This window comes from Tundrisphaera macrotermitis, from assembly GCF_051175315.1.
GTDB lineage: Bacteria > Planctomycetota > Planctomycetia > Isosphaerales > Isosphaeraceae > Tundrisphaera.
Map to the genome: position 1 here is coordinate 3,298,430 of NZ_CP195100.1, position 19,280 is coordinate 3,317,709.

At 67.1% G+C, this 19,280-nt stretch carries 25 protein-coding genes and 1 other RNA gene; 20 read left to right on the top strand and 6 right to left on the bottom strand.

What is annotated here, in order from left to right; genetic code table 11:
• Nucleotides 1-15 precede the first annotated feature (15 nt).
• From sdhA to rnpB, 5 genes are all read right to left on the bottom strand, one after another.
• Nucleotides 16-1,863: a succinate dehydrogenase flavoprotein subunit gene (gene sdhA, locus TA3x_RS13255; RefSeq protein WP_435021956.1), complete on the bottom strand. Its 1,848-nt coding sequence runs from the start codon at nt 1,861-1,863 to the stop codon at nt 16-18.
• Nucleotides 1,864-1,896: 33 nt separating this feature from the next.
• The gene (locus tag TA3x_RS13260; RefSeq protein ID WP_435021958.1) at nt 1,897-2,358 is read right to left on the bottom strand and encodes a succinate dehydrogenase; all 462 of its coding nucleotides are present in this window, start codon (nt 2,356-2,358) and stop codon (nt 1,897-1,899) included.
• 61 nt (nt 2,359-2,419) lie between these two features.
• The gene (locus tag TA3x_RS13265) at nt 2,420-2,956 is read right to left on the bottom strand and encodes a succinate dehydrogenase, cytochrome b556 subunit (protein WP_435021959.1); all 537 of its coding nucleotides are present in this window, start codon (nt 2,954-2,956) and stop codon (nt 2,420-2,422) included.
• Nucleotides 2,957-3,127: 171 nt separating this feature from the next.
• Complete coding sequence (locus TA3x_RS13270; protein WP_435021961.1) at nt 3,128-3,403, bottom strand: hypothetical protein; 276 nt, start codon at nt 3,401-3,403, stop codon at nt 3,128-3,130.
• A gap of 159 nt (nt 3,404-3,562) precedes the next feature.
• Nucleotides 3,563-4,003: RNase P RNA component class A (rnpB, locus tag TA3x_RS13275), an RNA gene on the bottom strand.
• Nucleotides 4,004-4,297: 294 nt separating this feature from the next.
• On the opposite strand from rnpB, the gene TA3x_RS13280 reads away from it, so the two are divergent.
• Nucleotides 4,298-5,023, top strand: a complete 726-nt coding sequence (locus TA3x_RS13280; RefSeq protein WP_435021963.1) for a PEP-CTERM sorting domain-containing protein — start codon at nt 4,298-4,300, stop codon at nt 5,021-5,023.
• 25 nt (nt 5,024-5,048) lie between these two features.
• Here the strand turns inward: TA3x_RS13280 and TA3x_RS13285 are convergent, their stop codons facing one another.
• On the bottom strand, nt 5,049-6,347 hold the full coding sequence (locus TA3x_RS13285) for a sulfatase family protein (protein WP_435021965.1): 1,299 nt from the start codon (nt 6,345-6,347) through the stop codon (nt 5,049-5,051).
• Between the two features lie 192 nt (nt 6,348-6,539).
• Here TA3x_RS13285 and TA3x_RS13290 point away from each other — a divergent pair, with 192 nt between their 5' ends.
• The 19 genes from TA3x_RS13290 (at nt 6,540) to rpsH (ending at nt 19,269) form a co-directional block, all read left to right on the top strand.
• Nucleotides 6,540-8,804 carry a hypothetical protein gene (locus TA3x_RS13290; protein WP_435021967.1) on the top strand — a complete coding sequence of 755 codons (2,265 nt, stop codon included), beginning with the start codon at nt 6,540-6,542 and terminating at the stop codon, nt 8,802-8,804.
• Nucleotides 8,804-9,919, top strand: coding sequence for a hypothetical protein (locus tag TA3x_RS13295; protein ID WP_435021968.1), 1,116 nt, complete (start codon nt 8,804-8,806; stop codon nt 9,917-9,919). Before TA3x_RS13290 ends, TA3x_RS13295 begins: the two co-directional genes overlap by 1 nt.
• 168 nt (nt 9,920-10,087) lie before the next feature.
• A complete protein-coding gene (locus TA3x_RS13300) occupies nt 10,088-11,011 on the top strand; it encodes a diacylglycerol/lipid kinase family protein (protein ID WP_435021970.1) in 924 nt (307 codons plus the stop codon).
• 199 nt (nt 11,012-11,210) lie between these two features.
• The gene (gene rpsJ, locus TA3x_RS13305; protein ID WP_435021971.1) at nt 11,211-11,543 is read left to right on the top strand and encodes a 30S ribosomal protein S10; all 333 of its coding nucleotides are present in this window, start codon (nt 11,211-11,213) and stop codon (nt 11,541-11,543) included.
• A 134-nt stretch (nt 11,544-11,677) separates the two neighbouring features.
• A complete protein-coding gene (rplC, locus tag TA3x_RS13310) occupies nt 11,678-12,313 on the top strand; it encodes a 50S ribosomal protein L3 (protein WP_435021973.1) in 636 nt (211 codons plus the stop codon).
• Nucleotides 12,314-12,381: 68 nt separating this feature from the next.
• Complete coding sequence (gene rplD / locus TA3x_RS13315) at nt 12,382-13,137, top strand: 50S ribosomal protein L4 (RefSeq protein ID WP_435021975.1); 756 nt, start codon at nt 12,382-12,384, stop codon at nt 13,135-13,137.
• Nucleotides 13,138-13,141: 4 nt separating this feature from the next.
• Nucleotides 13,142-13,468, top strand: coding sequence for a 50S ribosomal protein L23 (gene rplW, locus TA3x_RS13320; protein ID WP_435021976.1), 327 nt, complete (start codon nt 13,142-13,144; stop codon nt 13,466-13,468).
• Nucleotides 13,469-13,569: 101 nt separating this feature from the next.
• The gene (gene rplB, locus TA3x_RS13325; protein WP_435021978.1) at nt 13,570-14,430 is read left to right on the top strand and encodes a 50S ribosomal protein L2; all 861 of its coding nucleotides are present in this window, start codon (nt 13,570-13,572) and stop codon (nt 14,428-14,430) included.
• 120 nt (nt 14,431-14,550) lie between these two features.
• On the top strand, nt 14,551-14,829 hold the full coding sequence (gene rpsS, locus TA3x_RS13330) for a 30S ribosomal protein S19 (RefSeq protein ID WP_435021980.1): 279 nt from the start codon (nt 14,551-14,553) through the stop codon (nt 14,827-14,829).
• A 133-nt stretch (nt 14,830-14,962) separates the two neighbouring features.
• Nucleotides 14,963-15,349, top strand: coding sequence for a 50S ribosomal protein L22 (gene rplV / locus TA3x_RS13335; protein WP_435021982.1), 387 nt, complete (start codon nt 14,963-14,965; stop codon nt 15,347-15,349).
• 18 nt (nt 15,350-15,367) lie between these two features.
• Nucleotides 15,368-16,072 (top strand): 30S ribosomal protein S3, encoded by a 705-nt coding sequence (gene rpsC / locus TA3x_RS13340; RefSeq protein WP_435021984.1) that lies wholly within the window; start codon nt 15,368-15,370, stop codon nt 16,070-16,072.
• Entirely contained in the window at nt 16,011-16,430 is a 420-nt protein-coding gene (gene rplP / locus TA3x_RS13345) for a 50S ribosomal protein L16 (protein ID WP_435021985.1), read from the top strand. The genes rpsC and rplP overlap by 62 nt, the downstream gene beginning before the upstream one ends.
• A gap of 32 nt (nt 16,431-16,462) precedes the next feature.
• Entirely contained in the window at nt 16,463-16,687 is a 225-nt protein-coding gene (gene rpmC / locus TA3x_RS13350) for a 50S ribosomal protein L29 (protein ID WP_435021987.1), read from the top strand.
• A 21-nt stretch (nt 16,688-16,708) separates the two neighbouring features.
• Entirely contained in the window at nt 16,709-17,032 is a 324-nt protein-coding gene (gene rpsQ, locus TA3x_RS13355) for a 30S ribosomal protein S17 (RefSeq protein ID WP_435021989.1), read from the top strand.
• 66 nt (nt 17,033-17,098) lie between these two features.
• The gene (rplN, locus tag TA3x_RS13360; protein WP_435021991.1) at nt 17,099-17,479 is read left to right on the top strand and encodes a 50S ribosomal protein L14; all 381 of its coding nucleotides are present in this window, start codon (nt 17,099-17,101) and stop codon (nt 17,477-17,479) included.
• A gap of 36 nt (nt 17,480-17,515) precedes the next feature.
• A complete protein-coding gene (gene rplX / locus TA3x_RS13365; protein WP_435021993.1) occupies nt 17,516-17,872 on the top strand; it encodes a 50S ribosomal protein L24 in 357 nt (118 codons plus the stop codon).
• Nucleotides 17,873-17,976: 104 nt separating this feature from the next.
• Complete coding sequence (rplE, locus tag TA3x_RS13370) at nt 17,977-18,540, top strand: 50S ribosomal protein L5 (protein ID WP_435022358.1); 564 nt, start codon at nt 17,977-17,979, stop codon at nt 18,538-18,540.
• A 42-nt stretch (nt 18,541-18,582) separates the two neighbouring features.
• Complete coding sequence (locus tag TA3x_RS13375) at nt 18,583-18,768, top strand: type Z 30S ribosomal protein S14 (protein WP_435021995.1); 186 nt, start codon at nt 18,583-18,585, stop codon at nt 18,766-18,768.
• Nucleotides 18,769-18,873: 105 nt separating this feature from the next.
• On the top strand, nt 18,874-19,269 hold the full coding sequence (gene rpsH, locus TA3x_RS13380) for a 30S ribosomal protein S8 (RefSeq protein ID WP_435021997.1): 396 nt from the start codon (nt 18,874-18,876) through the stop codon (nt 19,267-19,269).
• Nucleotides 19,270-19,280: the final 11 nt, after the last annotated feature.

Below are 19,280 nucleotides of genomic sequence, written 5' to 3' on the forward strand. Positions count from 1 at the left end.
CGGTCGCCCCTCTTCTTAATATTTGCGGATTTCGAGGGGGTACTTGGACACCTGCTGGCCGTCCTTCTCGACGGTGATGACGTCGACATCCTTGTAGTCGACGCGGGTCCCGTTCTCCCCCTCGCGATAGATCAGGCTGTGGCGGAAGAAGCGGTCGTCGTCGCGGTCGGGGAAGTCCTCGCGCGAGTGGCCGCCGCGGCTCTCCTGGCGGGCCAGGGCCCCGGCGACGGTGGCCTGGGCCACGTCCAGCAGGCAGCCGAGTTCGAGGACTTCCAGGAGGTTGGTGTTGAACACCGTCCCCTTGTCCTGGACGCCGAGCTTCTGGTACCGCTCCTTGAGGCCGACCAGGACGTCGCGGGCCCTGGTCAGGGTCTCCTCGGTCCGGTAGACGCCGCAGTCGTCCATCATGGTCTGCTGCATCTGGTCGCGGATGCGGACCCAGGGCTCGGTGCGGGGGCGGGACAGGAGGCCGTCGATGGCCGCCTTGGTCGGGGCCTCGGGGTTGGCGGGCATGGCCGCGAACTTCCGGGTCGAGGCGTACTCGGCCATCGCCCGCCCGGCCCTCCGGCCGTAGACGACGAGGTCGACCAGGCTGTTCGTGCCGAGCCGGTTGGCCCCGTGGACGCTGACGCACGCCGACTCGCCGGCCGAGTAGAGGCCCGGCACCGGGGTATTATAGGCATCGCGGATCACGCGGCCTTCGACATCGGTCGGGATCCCGCCCATGCCGTAGTGGGCCGTGGGCTGGATCGGCATCGGCTCGCGGATCGGGTCGACGCCGAGATAGGTCCGGGCGAATTCGATGATGTCCGGCAGGCGATGCTCGACCCAGGCGCTGTCCACGTCCTTGCCGGTCGGGCTGGTCTTGTACTTGTTGATCGTCTCGGCGCGGATGTCGAGGTAGACGTAGTCCTTGCCGTTGATGCCGGCCCCGGCCCGCACTTCCTGGTAGATCGACCGCGAGCAGACGTCGCGGCTGGCGAGGTCCTTGAGGTTGGGGGCGTACTTCTCCATGAAGCGCTCCCCCTTGCCGTTGAACATCACGCCGCCGTCGCCCCGGCACGCCTCGCTGAGCAGGATGCCCAGGCGATAGATGCCGGTGGGGTGGAACTGGTAGAACTCCAGGTCCTCCAGCGGCAGGCCGTGGCGGTAGGCGATCGCGGGCCCGTCGCCGGTCAGGGCGTAGGCGTTGGACGACACCTTGAACATCCGGCCGAACCCGCCGGTCGCGATCAGGACGCTCTTGGCCTGGAAGGTGTGCAGCTGGCCGGTGGCGATCTCCAGGGCGACGATGCCCCGGCATTCGCCGTCTTCCATGACGAGGTCCAGCATGTGGAACTCGTCGAAGAAGGTGACGCCCTGCTTGATGCACTGCTGGTAGAGCGTCTGCAGGATCATGTGGCCGGTGCGGTCGGCCGCGTGGCAGGCCCGCATGACCGGGATGCGGGGCTTGGCCGCGTCGGTGCCGGGGGCCGCGCCCTTGTCATAGATCGGGTTGGGCTTGGTGTGGCCGCCGAACCGGCGCTGGGAGATCCGGCCGTCGGCGGTGCGGTCGAACGGCAGGCCCATGTGTTCGAGGTCGTAGATGCACTCCACGGCCTCGCGGCAGAGGATCTCGGCGGCGGTCTGGTCGACCAGGAAGTCGCCGCCCTTGATCGTGTCGTAGGCGTGGTTCTCCCAGGAGTCGTTCTCCAGGTTGGCCAGCGCCGCGGCGATGCCGCCCTGGGCGGCCCCGGTGTGGGACCGAGTCGGGTAGAGCTTGCTGACGACCGCCGTGCCCACGCGCTTGCTGGATTCCAGCGCGGCCATCATGCCGGCGCCGCCGGCCCCGACGATGATGCTGTCGAAACGATGGTAATTCATGCGACCCGTCGTGAGCGTGGGAATGGGGTTGGTCTAGCGCTCGGCCGGGGGGATCGCGGCCGGACCCGGCATCTCGTCGGTGGTCCGCTCGACCTTCAACGGATGCTTGCGGATGTGCTCTTCGTCCTTCTCGAACATGAGGATCGAATAGCCCCCGGCCCCGATGAACAAGGCGCACAGGCCCCAGATCACGGTCCCGGCCAGGACGCGCCCGCGGGCGCCGAGGTATTCGTAGAGGATCTGCCGCAGCCCGTTGAACCCGTGGATCACGGCCAGGCTGATCAGGGCGGCATCCCAGAGCCGCCAGATCCACCCGGTCCGGGGGGCCGTCCAGCGGCTGGCGACGAACGCGTAGTTGATGGTCTCGACGTTGTTCAGGATGTGCATGATGAACAGGTGGCCGACCGCGAGGAACACGAGCACCAGGCCCGAGATTCGCATGAAGTACCACAGGAACAGTTCATAGCCGCCGCTCGGCCGGATGCGTCGGCTCATCGATCGCGATGCCATGTCGATACCCATCTCGCCTGGAGGTGATTCGGATCCCGGGCGGGGATCAGCGGCCCGGGGCGGGCGTGGTGGCGACCGGCTTGTCGAGGGCCGGGCGATCCGCCTGGACATCGGCCACGGTGTCGGGGGCCTTGCGGAGCGGGTAGAGCACGATCGGCGTCGTGATCAGCATGATCGCCCAGAAGACGACCTGCACCGCGACGACGATCCCCCGCCGGTTCTCCGCCCCCTTCGACCAGAGGTCGTAGAGGATCACGCCGACCCCGTTGACGGCATGGAAGACGACCGAGGCGATCAGCCCGAGTTCCGCGATCCGGAACAACCACCGGAGCTGCCAGTAATAATTCCCGTCGAACCAGATCCCGCCGTAGATCGCCACCGTATGGTCATACCAGTCGGGGGCGAACACCACGAAGAACGTGTCGGTGATGTGGACGATCAGGAAGAACAGGATGCCGAGCCCGCTCAGCCGATGGGCCAACCATGACCACTGGCCGACGCCCCCGCCGTAGCGAAGGCCTTCGATGATGCGGGCGATCGTCCCGCTCTTGTAAACGCGGGGGGCGCGGAGTGTCTGCGACATAGAACTTCACGATCCGGGGCGGGCAGAAACCGATCCGAGGCGAGCCACATGCGTTCGGGCCGCCTGCCCGGCGACCAGCGATGGCCCCGTACGCCAGAGACAGTCTACAAGGAGTTTGTAGAGGTGCAACCTGGCAGGGTCAAGGGGCGGGGCGATTTCCCGGCCGGCCGATCAGGGCGCCAGGCGGATCTCGGTCGCCGAAAAGAGGCCGGACAGGGTCAGCCGGCCCACCGCGGAGACCGGCAGCCCATGGCACAGGTTCTCGCCCAGATCCTGGAGCCAGCCGCGATCGGGGACGAGGTGCGCCTCGGCCTCCACGATCATCAGGTCCTTGGGGTGGCCGGACGGGGCGACTTGCAGGACCAGACGCGAGCCGGAGCCGGAAAGATGGGCCCGCTCCAGCCACGAATCGACGATCGCCCCGGTGACCTGAATTTCCTGATCCATGTGACGCTCCTCCTTGCTCGCGCAGGAGACGTGGGGGCCCGAGAGGGACGAGCCACCGAATGCATCCATCATAGCTGGCGAAGGAGCGGTCGGCAAGTTCCCTTTACGGTAAGATCGGCGGAATGGCGAACCGGACGATCGGGAAAAAGGGGGAGGGGAGGGGTTGATGGGCCTGTAAGCCGGATTCTGTCGGAAGCGAACTTCCGGATGACCATTTCTCTCGGGCGACGGTTGCCCGCCGCCTCCAGCGACCTACCCGGGAGTCGTAACGGGCCGGGCCGGCCCGCGAGCCTCGGCCGTGACCTCGCGGCCCCGACCTCGACGCTGCTCCCCTATTTGGTCTTGCTCCCGGTGGGGTTTACCGAGCCGAGGCGGTCACCCGCCCCGCTGGTGAGCTCTTACCTCACCGTTTCACCCTTACCGCGACCGCCTTGCGACGGCCGAGGCGGTTTGTTTTCTGTGGCACTGTCCCTACCCGTTTCCGGGCGGTGGGCGTTACCCACCACCGCGCCCTGCGGAGTCCGGACTTTCCTCCCCGGCATGCCCCCGCCGGGGTGTTTCCACCCCGACCGGCGCCGGAGCGGTCATCCGGCCCATCAACCCCGCGACCATCCTACCAGAACAGCCTCCCGGACTTCGAGGCCATCTGCCGCCGCGGGTTTCCCGGCGCCGGGTTCGCGGCCCGACCCGATCGGCGGAACCGGGATTGCATGCATGGTGACGATATGCATCATGGCGGCGAATTCGCGACCTTTCGGCTCGAAACCGCCGGGCCGGTCCTGTACAATCCCTAGCTTTATGAAGACGTTAAAGTTTATTTAATTGTGTGGGGTGGTCGCCTGCGCCCTCGCGCCGGCCGGCCCCATCGCTTTGATATCGAATCCGGAGATGGCCATGATTTCCGCTCGGATCTTGCTGACCGGCCTGATCACCCTGTGCCTTTTCGCCGATCGGCCCGCCGGGGCGGCATTCGTCGCGATCAATCCCTCCGGGAGCGTCGGCCAGACCGTCACGACGGAATTCACCCCGGGGCCCATCGCGACGACGACCTACTTCGAGTCTCAGAACGCCAGCGGCCCCTTCACCACCGGATCCCAGTTTTTCTACGGCCGTTTCAATCAGGTCACCACGGCCCAATCCACGCGATTCCTGGTCAAGTTCAACCTGGGTTCGCTGGCCGGTGCCGACATCACCGCCGCGACGCTCGATTTCTCCGTCGCCAACGGCTTCTATTCCGGCGGCGTGGAAGTCTTCGGTTACGGTTCCGGCACGGTCGACGCACGCGCATCCGATTACGTCGGGGGGGGGCTCGTCTCCAACGCAACCCTCAGGGAAGTCATCGACAACCCGTCGACGGGCCAGCCCCTCTCCCTCGACGCGGGCTTCATCCGGACCCTGGCGAAGGCCGGCGTTCCGGCGGTCGCGTTCATGTTCACCGTCGATTCCTTCGGTGCCTACAACGGGATGACGGGCGGGGTCTCGTTCACAGCGCCCCGCCTGAATGTCACCTTCCAGCCTGCCTCCGTCCCCGAGCCTTCCAGCCTCGTCCTGTGCTCGCTCGCCGGGCTCGCTGGCCTGGGCGGGGCCGCCCTCCGCCGCCGCGCGGTCGCGACGGCCTGACGGCCGGGGCGATCCCGCCATCGGGTCACGGGGCGACCGGGAGCTGGGCCGACTGGAGGCCGCGTTTCAGGGCCTCGACCAGATCCGGCCGATCCGAGGCGCGGTCCCGGCGTTCCGCCGGATCCTCGACGAGATCGTAGAGGGCAAACTCCCTCATACCGGCGTCGGCGAGCAGCTTCCACGGCCCTTGCCTCACGGCCAGGGTCCACGGAGGCCCTCCGATCGCCCGGTCGTATTGCCAGGCCAGGGGCCGGGGACGCTCCACGGCCTTCCCCTCCAGGGCGGCCCGGGCATCGACCCCGTCCAGCCCGAGATGGTCGGGGACCGGGGTGCCGGTCGCCGCGCACAGGGTCGGCAGGAGGTCGAAGAAGGCCACGGGCTCGTCCGAAACCGTGCCGGCGCGGACCCGGCCCGGCCAGCGGACGATGCCCGGGACCCGGATCCCCCCCTCGTACATCGACAACTTCTGACCGCGGAGCGGGCCGGCCGAGCCGTGCGAATGGACCGCTTTGGGGTAACGCTTCAGCCCCTCCGGCCCGTTGTCGCTGGTGAACAGGACCAAAGTCTTCTCGCGCAGGTTGTTCGCGTCCAACGTCGCGAGGAGCCGGCCGACCTCGTGGTCGACGAGCGAGACGCTCCCGTAGTAGTCCCTGACCGTGGGATCTGCCTCGTCCGCGTACATCGCCCGGTAGGCCTCCGGGGTCTCGATGATCTCGTGAGGGGCGTGGAAGGTGACGAAGACGGCGAACGGTCGGTCGCCGGCCTTGCCGATGAAGTCGATCGCCTCATCCACCACCACCTGCGACGCGTGGGCCGCGAGCGGGCCCGCCCGTTTGCCGTTCCGCACGAAGTTCTTCGGGGCGGAGTGGTCGGTGTTGTTCTGGGTCGCGAACCAGTGGTCGAAGCCGAAGTCGCCCGGGTTCGTCTCCTTCCCGTCGAACTTGCTGTTGAGGTGCCACTTGCCGGACAGGCAGGTCGTGTAGCCGGCCTGCTGGAGCAGGCGGGGCAGGGTGACCTCGCCCCGCGGCAGGTGGATGCCCGAATCCTGGGGGATCCAGTCCCGGATGCCCACGCGGTTGGGATTACGCCCCGTGAACAATGCCGCCCGCGACGGGGAGCAGACCGGGGCCCCGGCATAGAACGCGGTGAGGCGGACCCCATCCCGCGCCAGGGCGTCGAGGTTCGGGGTCCGGATCCGGGGGTGGCCGAAGCAGCCCAGGTCTCCATATCCCAGATCATCGCAGAGCAAGACGACCAGATTGGGCCGGGCCGGCTCCGCGACGGATAGCACGGCCAGGGACAACGCGAGGGCGGCGACGGTCATGATCGTGGCCTCGGGCGGGGTGGGGCGAACGTCCGACCCCCGGGTTCGGGGTGAGGCCAGGGTGGCGTGGCCCGGGGGCCGACGCAAGGGGCCCGCATCGAAACTCGTTCAAGTCCCCGTCCGCACCCGGCCGACGTTTCTCCCTGGACGAAGCAAGCCGACGCGCGGATGGGCAGGGGAGGCCCGACCTCAATGAGACGTCCTCGGGCGGGGATCGGGGCCGAACTGGTCCTCCTGGCGATGGTCCTGGTCGCCCTCGCCGGGGCATGGAGCCTGCTGATCCTGGTGCATCGCCGGTCGGCGGCGCCGCCGGCCGACGCGCCCGCGTTGGTGGTCGCGACCTCGGCCCCGCCGACGATCGCCGCGCCGGAACCGGTCCCGGCCCCGGAACCGGATCCCGAGCCGGAACCCGCCCCGGAACCGCCGGCGCCGCCACCGCCCCCGCCCGAAGATCCGACGCCGAAGGTGCTGGCCCCGATCGCGGCGGCCGAGGCGGAGCAACGCGAGGCGGCGACCCAGGCCGATCGGAAGGCCGAAGCCCTGGAAAAAGCCCGACGCGAGGCGGAAGTCGAGGCGGAGCGTCTGCGGCGGCGCGAGTCGCTGGTTCGCTCGCAACTGGACGCCCTGGACGCAAAGGCGAAGGGGGTGGAGCGCCAGATCGCCGTGATGGCCGCCGAGCGTGACGTCCTGGCCCAACGCCGCGATGCCGCCAAACGCGTGGTCGCCCAGGCCAATGCGCGTCCGAGTTCCGCGATCCTGCCGCACAAGGGCCCGAATGGCACCTGGCGGAGGCCGATCGCGGTCGAGTGCCGCAACGGTCAGGCGATCATCCAGCCCAGGGGGATTGCCTTCGGCCTGCTCGAACTCTCCGAGGGGTACGGCCCCTCCTCCAACCCGTTCGTGTCGGCCGTGATCCGCGAGGCCGTCCGCCTCCAGGGTGAACGGGGCCCCGATGGAGCCCCGATCGTGCCGTACATCTTCTTCCTGATCCGCCCCGACGGGATTCGGCCCTATTACGAGGCGCGGAGCCGCCTGGAGCCGCTGAGCATCACCTTCGGCTACGAACTCGTCGAGTCCGACGAGGCGGTCGACTTCCCCGACCTCGATGAAATCTCGACCTGGGATGGTTCGGCGCCGAAGCGGAAGGCCGACGTCCCGCTGGCGTCGGGCCGGCCGGCGTCCGGATTCGGCCGCGATCCGGCCACGCCCTCCCGCCCGGATTCGCGACGAGGCGGCGTGGCCGGCCCCCGCGGGTCGGAAAAGGCCGATGAGTTCGTCTGGACCATGCCCCGGCTGGGCCGCTTCGCCGGGTCGGGCCCGTCCGCGGGCAACTTCGCCGATCAGCCCGGCTCCCTGGTGCCCCCCGCCCTCGAATCTGGCGGGTCCGCCGACCATCCGAATTCGCTCCAACCGCCAGGCCATCACCCGGCGGGGGGAAACTCCGACCTTTCGGCCGCCCCGACGGTCGACCCGTCCCTCGGCGGGACCAAGACGGCCGGGACGCGGGTCGGGTCGGGCGGGCCGGGTACGATGGCCCGGGAGCCCCGGACCGCCTCCGGGGCCTCGGATCTGGCCGCCGGCGAAGGGCTCGAACCGGGCGGGACTTCTCCCGAGCCCGCCACGGCCCGCGAAGCGAACGGCGAGGCCTCGGCCGACCGGCAACTCGCCGGAGAGGCGGGGCAGCCCGGCGGGTCGAAACGGGACGACGCCTCCGCCGACCCCGGCGTCGCGTTCGTCTGGCCTCCCAAACCCGGCCCGGGGGCGAGTCGCGCCGCGAGCCGGCCGGGCGTCGAGGCCGAATCCGACGCCGAGGCGGAGGCCGCCGTCTCCGGGATCCCTTCGCTCCCCTCGGCCCGCGAGATCGCGGAGCGACGCGGGTTCGTCCCACGATCGGTCCCGGCGTCACCTCGCCTCGGCTCGGGGATTGGCGAGCCGGCCGGGCGACCGGACCTGTCCCGATCCGGAGGGGAGTCCGGCACGCCATCGGGCTCGTCGCGAGGTGCGAGCGGGGCATCAGCGTCGGGGTCGGGCCTCGCCGCGGGCGATCCATCGGGGGCGCCGGGCCAGGGGCAGGGACAGTCGGGCGGGAGCGGGGAGAAGTCCCCGACCGATTTCACCTCGCCCGGGACGGTCGTCGACCGGCCCTTCGAACTGGTCGTCGCCTGCGGCCCCCACGGCGCGACGATCCACCCCGGCGGCTACCGGGTGACCGCCCAGGCGCTCGATTCGAGGGATGGGCTGCTGATCCAGCAGTTGAAGGGCCTGGTCAGCGAGCAGAGGCACGACGATCCGTACTCGCGGATCGAGCCCCGGGTCCGATTCCTGGTCCAGCCGGGGGGCGAGGCGACCTATCGCTCGGCGAAGGGCCAACTCTGGATGTCGGGCCTCAACTGGCCGACGAACTTGCAGGTGGTGGGCCCCGATCCCGTGGCCGCGCTGCCATCGGAGTCCTGGTGATGATCGACCCCAACCCGCCCCGCCCGGACCGTGCCGCCCCCGCCTCGGCCGAATCCTTCGCGCGGATCCTGGCCCGCCCGCTCCTGGTCCTCCTCGTGCTCGGGGCGGTCGCGGGGCTGGTCCTCCGCCGGGGGGAGGTCCGGACGCCGAAAGCTCCCCGTACCGAGCCGGCGACGGCACCCCGGCCCGTCGTGGTGGCCGCGCCGCCCCGGCCGAGCCCCGCCAGGCCGGCACGGGAGGAGGCCCCGGCCCCGCCGCCCCCGCCGGCCCCGCCCCAGGTCGATCGCGAGGCGGTCGCCCGCGCCGAGCAGGCCCTCGATGCCGCCAGCCGGGACCGGGCCCGCGCCGATGCCCGCCTGGCGGATGCCGCCCGATCGCTGGAGGTGGCCACCACCCGCGCCGCCGCCGAGGCGGCGAAGAGTCGCACCCTGGTCCATCGCGTCCGCGACCCGAGTGCGCGGATCCAGGCGGCCTCGGCCAAGGCCCAAATCCTCCGGGCGGAGCGCGATCGGCTCGCCGGCGAGGTCGTGGCCCTGGATAAGGTGGAAGCCCCCAAGGCCAAGGCCCTGCTGGCCAAGAGCGCCGTGGCCAAGCCGACCGAGGGGACCGAATACCACTTCGAGGTCCGCCGCAACCGCGTCGCGTTCATCGACCTGGACCGCCTGGTGGACCAGGTGAAGGCCGACGCCCGGCTCCGGCTCAGGATCGGCGGCGGGGCGACCCGAGGGGCGATCGCCGCCCTGGTCGGGCCGGTGGGGTCGTTCTCGCTCCGCTACCGGATGGCCCGCGCGATCTCCGACGACCTTTCCGACCTGCTCGACGCCCGCGAGGTCACCTATACCCTCCAGAGCTGGGAAGTCATCCCCGAGGGGGAGAACCGCGGCGAGCCCTACGAGATGACCCGGTCAACCTCCTCGGAATTCGGGCGGGCGATCCGCCGGCTCAACCCCGAACGGGACACGATCACGATGTGGATCTACCCGGACGGCTTCTCGCTCTATCGCCGGCTCCGCGACGACCTCCACGAGCGGGGGTTCACCGTCGCCGCCCGCCCGCTGCCCGCCGGCATGGCGATCCGGGGCAGCCCCTCGGGATCGCTGTCCGCCGGCCAGTGAACGAATGGATCGGCCCATTCGCCCCGTACGCCGGGTACTGGCGTGTGGCTTAAGTGGTCGATGCGAACCCCTCCCGCTCCGCAGGTTGGCCCGAAAGTTGTGGTATCATGGCCGCCGGCCCATGGCACCCCCCTCGATGGTCTTCCCGGATCGGGAGAGCAACCCCGCATGGTACGCGACGAAACGGGCCATCACGCCCCGTGGCTCGTGATCCTCAACCCCAGGTCGGGCACCGCTTCGGTCGACACCGCGCGACGCGCGATTGCCGACCGGAAAGCCAGCGGCGAGCTGGACGAGTATGAGCTGAAGGAAGGCGACGATCTCCACGCCGTCGTCCGGGAAGCCCTGGGGCGTGGCGTCCGCCTCGTCGTCGCGGCCGGCGGGGACGGCACCGTCTCCTCCGTGGCCGACGTCCTGGCCGGCACCGACGCGTCCCTGGCCATCTTCCCGATGGGGACCACCAACGTCCTGGCGCGGGAGATGGGCCTGCCTGTCGAGCCCGACGGGACGTCGCCGCTCCCCGCCGCCGCCCTCCTCGATCACCCCGAATCGATCGCCCGCATCGATGCCATGAAGGTCGCCGGTCATCACTACTTCACCCAGGTCGGCGTCGGCATCGACGCCCTGATGATCCGCGACACCAAGGACGGGGCCAAGCGGATGTTCGGCCGGGCGGCCTACCTCTGGACCGCTTTCGGGCAGCTCCTCGGGTTCCAGCCGCGACGCTTCACCATCACCGCCGACGACCGCACCCTGGTCGTCCGGGCCTCGGAGATCGTGGTCGCCAACGTCGGGATGCTGGGGCAGCCCCCCTATCGATGGGGGCCCGGCATCCGGCCGGACGACGGCCGACTTTCCATTTGCATCGTCCGGGCCCGGAACCTCTGGCACTACGCCCAGCTGTTCTGGATGGTCGCCCGGGGGCGGCACAACGAGAGTCCCCACATCCGCTATGTCGAGTCGCGGAAGACGATCTCCATCGCCAGCGAAAAGCCCCTGCCGGTGCAGGCCGACGGCGAGATCATCGGGGAGACGCCGGTCCGGATCGAACTCGTTCCGGCCGCCCTCCGGCTGGTCGTCCCGAAGCCCTGAGGGCCGGCGGAGGGGAGGCCGGCCCGGGGTCCGGTGCCGGCGGGCGCAAGTTGTGTCTCCCAGGGTAAAAACCCAGGAACTCCCGTTGACTCGGGAGAGGACTGCCTGTACTTTCTTACTTTCCCCGCGAACGTCGTCCTGAGCGGGGTCGGAACGATGACGAAGCTCGGTCCGACGATCGAAAGAGGGGATTTCAAGCGTGGCCGGGATCAGCAACGAACGAATCCGCATCCGTATGGAAGCTTACGATCACACGATCCTTGATCAATCCGCCAAGGATATCGTGGACACCGCCAAGAGGACCGAAGCCATCGTGCATGGCCCGATCCCCTTGCCGACTCGGATCGAGCGCTATACGGTGCTTCGCGGCCCGCACATCGACAAGAAGTCGCGCGAGCAGTTCGAGATCCGCACCCACAAGCGGCTGATCGACATCGTTCAACCGACCAACAAGACAATCGACGCCCTGAACAAGCTCAGCCTCCCGGCGGGCGTTGACATCAAGATCAAGGCCTCCCCCTCGGGAGGTTGATCGGCGATGGTTCGGGTTTCGTGAACCAATTTCGTGCGTGTGAGACCGGACCAGGTCTCCGTTGAAGATCCCAGGGTGGCCGCCTCGGCCCCGTCGTGGCGGGCCCTTCGAGCGGATCGTTTGAGAACCTATTCATGCGTGTCGGACTCCTTGGCCGCAAAGTCGGCATGACTCAGATCTTCGAGGCGAACGGGACGGCGGTCCCGGTGACCGTCCTCGAATGTGGCCCGTGCACGGTCCTCCAGGTGCGGACCGCCGAGCGCGATGGCTATCACGCTGTCCAGCTCGGCTTCGACGACAAGAAGCGAAAGAGCGCCACCCAGGCCGAACGCGGCCACGCCAAGAAGGTTGAGGCCGAACCCAAGCGATATGTTCGCGAGATTCGCCAGGAATCTCCGGCCGAAGGGGTGGCCGAAGGGCAGACCCTGACGGTCGAGGTCTTCAACGAGATCGGCCGCGTCGACGTCATCGGCACCAGCAAGGGCCGTGGCTTCTCGGGCGTGGTGAAGCGTCACGGCTTCAAGGGCCTCCGGGCCAGCCACGGCGTCAAGCGGATGCACCGCCACCCGGGCTCCTCGGGCCCGAGTGCCGACCCCGCCCACACCCGCAAGGGGATCCGCAAGCCGGGCCAGTACGGCAACGCCCGGATCACGGTGAAGAACCTGAAGGTCGTCCGCGTCGACCTCGACAATAATTTGCTGTTGATCCGAGGGGCGGTCCCGGGACCCAACGGCGGCTACCTGACCGTCCGGCAAACCAACAAAGTCTGAGGATCACCCGAGGGTCCCACGCCGTTGCCCAGTTCGGGCCGCGTGGCGATCGGGGAGTGGATGGAAACATGCTGAGCGTCCCGGTTTACAACGCGGCAGGCGAGAAGGTCGCCGACGAGTCGATCGATCCGGTCGATTTCGGTGGCGCCGTGAACAAGCAATTGCTCCACGACGTCGTGCTCATGCACCTCGCCGCTCGTCGCGTGGGCACCGTCAACACGCGCGGCCGGGCCGATGTCGCCGGGTCGGGCAAGAAGCTGTTTCGCCAGAAGGGGACCGGCAACGCCCGGGCCGGCTCGAAGCGGACCAACAAGCGGAAGGGTGGCGGTGTCGCCTTCGCCCGCCGCAACCGCGACTATCGCTACTCCATCCCGAAGAAGGCCGTCCGGGCCGCGATCCGGATGGCGATCCTTTCGAAGTTCCAGGACGGCCAGGCGATCATCATCGATGGGCTGGCCCCCGAAGGGTCCCCGAAGACCAAGATCGTCGCCCAGGCCCTCCGGTCAATCCGCCGCCCCGACCTGCCCGAGGCGGAAGCCGCCCCGGTCGCCGGCGAGACCAAGGCGTCGGCCCTCCGCCGCACCCTGGACGGCCGCTCGATCCTGATCGGGCTGCCCGGCAACGACCCGCTCCTCTACCGGAGCGTCCGGAACATCGAAGGCGTGGAAGCGGCCCCGGTGGCCGAGTTCAACACCTACGACGTGCTCAAGCAACGCTATCTCATCCTGACCCGCGAGGCGCTCGCCGTCCTCAAGGAACGGGTGAAGCAGAAACCCGCCCGACGTCCGGCCGCCACGCCGGCCCCGGCCGCTTCGGAGGTCTGATCTCATGGTGACGCTTTATCGCCCCCCGCAGTATGTCCGATCCGGGCCGGCCCTGGAGCCTTACCAGGTCATCCTCCGCCCGCTGATCACCGAAAAGGCGACTCACCTTTCGGAACGCCACAACGCCTACACCTTCGAAGTGAACTCGCTCGCCAACAAGACCGAGATCAAGCAGGCCGTCGAGGCCCTGTTCAACGTCAAGGTGGCGGACGTCCGGACCCAGAACCGCCGCGGCAAGGTCCGCCGGTATCGGCTCAAGCTCGGGCGGATGCGGAACTGGAAGAAGGCGATCGTCGCACTCCACGACGATTATCGTATCGACTTTTATTGACCCCAGGGCCTCGCCGTGGAGGCGATGCCGGGCCTGCTCCTGTCGTCGGGCGCGGGCGGCCGACGGCTCGACGTTCGCAGGCGAAGAAGGATGCGTTCGCGATGGGTATCCGCTACTACAAGCCGACCAGTCCCGGCCGACGAAATGCCTCGGTCAGCGACTTCTCCGAGCTGACCGACAAGAACAAGAAGCCCGAGAAGAGCCTGACCGAGCCGCTGAAGAAGACCGGCGGCCGGAACAATCAGGGCTTCATCACCGCGCGGCATCGTGGTGGCGGCCACAAGCGGATGTATCGGATCATCGACTTCAAGCGTAACGACAAGGACGGCATCCCGGCCGCCGTGACGCATATCGAGTATGATCCCAATCGCTCGGCCCGGATCGCCCTCCTGGTGTTCCCCGACGGCGTCAAGCGCTACATCATCGCCCCCGAAGGCCTCAAGGCGGGCATGACCGTGACCAGCGGGCCGACCGCCGACCCCAAGGTCGGCAACTGCCTGCCCCTGTCGCGGATCCCGACCGGCATGGCGATCCACAACCTTGAGATGCAGCCGGGCGGCGGGGCCAAGCTCTGCCGCTCCGCGGGCGTCTCCGCGACCCTGACGGCTCGCGAAGGGACCTGGGCCCAGATCACGCTGCCTTCGGGCGAGGTGCGGCGGATCCCGGCCGCGTGCCGTGCCACCGTCGGGACGGTCGGCAACGCCGACCACATGAACATCGTCCTCGGCAAGGCGGGCCGCAAGCGTTGGCTCGGCCGTCGCCCGCACGTTCGTGGCGTCGCCATGAACCCTGTCGATCACCCGATGGGTGGCGGCGAAGGACGCACCTCCGGCGGTCGTCATCCGTGCTCGCCGACCGGCAAGCTCGCGAAGGGCGGCAAGACCCGTCGTCGTCGCAAGCCGTCGAACTCCGCGATCATCCGCCGTCGCCGGAGCGTCCGTTACGGGCAGCTCAAGCTCTGATCATGGGCCCGATTCGTCGGGCCATCGCCACCTACTTCAATCTTTGTCGCGACGTCGTTCGACACCACCGCCCCGCCAGTCGGGGCGTTTGACCCCGAGGGGTCCGGGGACCGGAGTTTCATGGGACGTTCGTTGAAGAAAGGCCCGTACGTCGTCGAGCGTTTGCTCGAGAAGGTGTACCGGGCGGATGCCAGTGGAAATCGCGAACCGATCAAGACCTGGGCTCGTGCTTGCACCATCGTGCCCGAGTTCATCGGCAAGAATTTCGCCATCCACAATGGGCGGAATTTCATCAAGTTGTACGTGACCGAAGACATGGTCGGTCACAAGCTCGGCGAATTCGCACCGACGCGGACTTTCCGGAGCCACGGCGGTAAGTCGACCAAGGGCAAGCGTTGAGCTTGCCGTGAGAGGCTCGGGACTGGGGACTCTGGACACAGACCACAAGGGGAGGACTGGGAACGCCGGGTTGGTTGATTCCGGGGCATTTCGCCTCGGATTCAGGTCCGGAGTCGCGAGTCCTTGAGTACACATGCCTTCCTATCACGCCTCACACCGATTCGCCCGGATCTCCGTCAGGAAGCTCCTGCCGCTCCTGGACCTGATCCGAGGCAAGTATGCCGATGACGCCCTCGACATCCTCCGCTATATGCCCAATCGTGGGGCCCGGATGATCGAGCAGGTCCTGAAAAGCTCCATGGCCAACGCCGAGGACAAGGGAGTCCGGTCCGCCGGCGACCTGATCATCTCGGATGCCCGGGGCGAGGGCGGGCCGATGTTCAAGCGGCTGATGCCCCGGGCCCGCGGCATGGCGTACATGATTCGCCGCCGCAGCTCGCACATCATCATCGGCCTGACTGATCTGGAATCATATCTATCCCGTGGCGCGACCGTCGGCGCGGGCGAGGACCGGGCCTAACCGCCGGAGGACCACTCGATGGGCCAGAAGATCAATCCGACCGGCTTCCGCGTCGGGATCATGGAAGATTGGCGGAGCCGTTGGTACGCCTCCAAGCATGAATTCTCCGACCTGCTCGTCGAAGATTTCAAAATCCGCAAGTTCATCAAGGGGAAGTACAGCTATGCTGGCATTCCCCGGATCGAGATCGAGCGGACTCGCGACGCCGTCACGGTCCTCCTGTTCACGGCCCGTCCGGGTGTGATCATCGGCCGCAAGGGCGCCGAGGTCGAAAAGCTCCAGGAAGAACTCCAGGGGCTGACCGGTCGTCGTATCGAGATCAAGATTCAGGAAGTTTCCCGTCCTGAGCTCGAAGCCCAATTGATCAGCGAGGACATCGCCGAGCAGCTCAAGAAGCGCTCGAGCTTTCGTCGCACGATGAAGCGGGCTCTCGAGCAGACCATGGATGGCGGCGCCCGGGGCGTCAAAATTCAACTGTCTGGGCGGCTCGGTGGCTCCGAAATGTCGCGGACCGAGGTTGCCAACCTCGGGTCGATCCCCTTGAGCACCCTGCGGGCCAAGATCGACTACGGTTTTGCGGAAGCCAAGACCGCCCAGGGCCACATCGGCGTCAAGGTGTGGGTCAACCAAGGTGATCACTTGAAGGTGGAGGGCTCGTCCGATGCCGCTGATGCCCAAGCGAGTCAAGTTCCGAAAAAGCCAAAAAGGCCGCGTAAAAGGTAACGCGACCCGCGGCAATTATGTCGCGTTCGGCGAATACGGAATCCAAACTCTGGAAGCCGGGAAGATTTCCGCCCAAACGATCGAGGCCGGCCGAATTGTCGGTAGCCAATCGGTCAAGGGCGGTGGTAAACTCTACATCCGCATCTTCCCCCAGAAGAGCGTGACCTCGATCCCCGCCGAGACCCGAATGGGTAAGGGCAAGGGTGAGGTGGAATACTGGGCCGCCGTCGTCAAGCCCGGAACGGTCCTCTACGAACTGGGCGGCGTGAGCGAAGAGCTGGCGCGAGCCACCCTGGCCCGCGTCGCTTACAAGCTTCCGGTCCGCTGCCGATTCGTGACCCGACGCCCCACGTTCTGAACCCGGATTGACCGGCCTGGTCGAGATCTTCCATGAGCAAGCCATCCGAACTTCGCGAACAGGGCGACGAGCAGCTGGAACTCCTGCTCCACGAGACCCAGACGAATCTGTTTCGTCTCCGCCTCCAGAGCGAGACCGAGCGGCTCGAAGCCCCGAGCGAGATCATCAAGGCCAAGCGTGAGATCGCCCGGATCAAGACGATCCTCCGCTTGCGTCAAATCGAACGCGATCGGGCGAGCCTCGTCCCGACTTCCTAAACTCCTCCCCGGTGGGACGCGATGAGCCAGCCGACGACCGATGCCGACGCTCGATCCACTCGGAAAACCGAGATCGGCGTCGTGACCTCCGATAAGATGGACAAGACCCGCCGGGTCGAGGTCGACCGCCTCGTGCCCCACCCGAAGTACGGGAAGTTCCTCCGTCGCCGCACCGTCTGCCATGCCCACGACGAGGTCAACCAGTCCCACGTGGGCGACATCGTCGAGATCATGGAAACCCGGCCCCTGTCCAAACTCAAGCGTTGGCGAATCGTCCGCATCGTTCGGCCCGGTGTCCAGCAGGCACTGGCCGGCGAGGGCGAGGCTCCCAAGTCGGAATCCTGAACCGTCTGCCGGTGGACCCGGGTTCCCGAAGGTCCACCGTTCGCCTTCTTCCCGCCTAGGTGCCTCATGATCCAGATGCAAACGCGACTCGATGTCGCCGATAACACCGGGGCCAAGGAAGTCATGTGCTTCAAGGTCCTCGGCGGTAGCGCGTCGCACTACAAGCGGCGCATCGCCGGTCTTGGCGATGTGATCATTGCTAGCGTCAAGAAAGCCAGCCCTGGCGGTGAAGTCAAGGCGGGCGATGTCGTTCGATGCGTGGTGGTCCGGGTCCGCAGCTCGACCCGTCGGGCTGATGGATCGTACGTCCGCTTCGACCGCAACGCGGTCGTGCTGATCGACAACGACAAGAATCCTCGTGGCACCCGGATCTTTGGTGCCATCGCTCGCGAGCTCCGCGATCGCCAGTTCATGAAGATCATCAGCCTGGCCGCCGAGGTCGTCTGAGCACGACCTCCGTCTCCTACCGTCACGGGCACTTCCATGTATATTCGTAAAGATGATCTCGTCGTCGTGATCACGGGCGACGACAAGGGATCCGAGCCTCGCAAGGTGTTGCGGGCCTTCCCCCAGAAGAACAAGATCGTCGTCGAAGGTGTGAACCGGGTCTACAAGCACCTCAAGCCGAGTGCCAAGAATCAGCAGGGTGGCCGGCTCTCCAAGGAGATGCCGATCGATGCTTCCAATGTCATGCTCTACAACCCGACCCTGAAGCGGGGCGTTCGCGTCGGATTCCGCTTCACCGAGTCGGGCCAGAAGGAGCGGTATTGCAAGCTTTCGGGCGAATCTCTGGGCCTGGTGGGGCCTGCCAAAGCCAACCATGCCAAGTCGAATTCCTGAATCCTCGTCGGATCGTGGCCACCTGGCCGCGATTTTTCCCATCGGTTTCGGAGTTTTCGACGCACGCATTTTCCCAGGGCCTGCGTCGGCAAAGGTATAGTTCCATGGCCCGTTTGCAAGACCACTACAACACGACGGTCGCAACCGAGCTTGCCGCCAAGTTCGGCGTCAAGAACAAGATGGCGATCCCGAAGCTCGAAAAGATCGTCATTAACATGGGTGTCGGACGCGCCACCCAGGATAAGGCGCTCATCGAGGCCGCCGTCGATAGCCTGACCAAGATCTCCGGCCAGAAGCCGATGGTCACCAAGGCGAAGACCTCGGTCGCGGGCTTCCGCCTCCGAGAAGGCAACGAGATCGGGTGCAAGGTGACCCTGCGTGGCCGCCGCATGTTCGAGTTCCTCGACCGTCTCGTGACGATCGCCCTCCCTCGTATTCGCGACTTCCGGGGCGTCAATCCCAATAGCTTCGATGGGCACGGGAACTACACCCTCGGCCTGTCCGAGCAGGTGGTTTTCCCCGAGATCGACGCCGACCGTCTTCAGCACACGCAGGGCATGGACATCACGATCGTGACGTCCGCGCCGAATGACGACCAAGCTCGTGAATTGCTCCGCTCGTTCGGGATGCCCTTCCGTCAACCCCAGCAGCGCGGCGGACGGAACTAAGTTCGTTCCGACCTCAATCGACGCATCGAGACCTGGTGGGATATGTCGACCAAAGCTCAGATGATCCGCTCCCAGACGCCCCGCAAGTTCGCCGTGCAGCACCGCAACCGGTGCAAGCTCTGCGGGCGTCCTCGCGCTGTGTATCGCAAGTTCGGCATTTGCCGGATCTGCTTCCGCAATCTCGCCGCCCGTGGTCTGATCCCGGGTGTCAAGAAGGCCAGCTGGTGAGCATCCCTCCCGCCCGTTGATTGTCTTTCCATGCCGATGTGTCACCCCTCCCGATCGGTTCGGGTCGGCTGAGCATTACCCGTGGAAAGTGCGAGTCTCCCCGCCATGATGACCGATCCGATCGCCGACATGTTGACGCGCATCCGCAATGCCGTCCGAATTGAAAAGCCCATCGTGGAGATGCCCGCCTCCAAGATTCGGCGTGGCATCGCTGCCGTGCTTAAAGAAGAAGGTTACATCTGGGATTTTGAAGAGATCGACACCGTTCCCAGCAAGACCCTTCGTCTTCAGATGAAGTATGGTCCGAACGGCGAGCGTCTGATCACCAAAATCGACCGTGTCAGCAAGCCTGGTTGTCGCCGTTACATGGGCTACAAAGATCTTCGGCCGGTCTTGGGGGGTATGGGGATCCAGATCCTGAGCACTCCTCGCGGTGTGCTGAGTGACCGCCGTGCTCGCGCCGAGAAAGTCGGCGGCGAAGTCCTCGCGCTGCTTCACTAATTCGGCCCCAT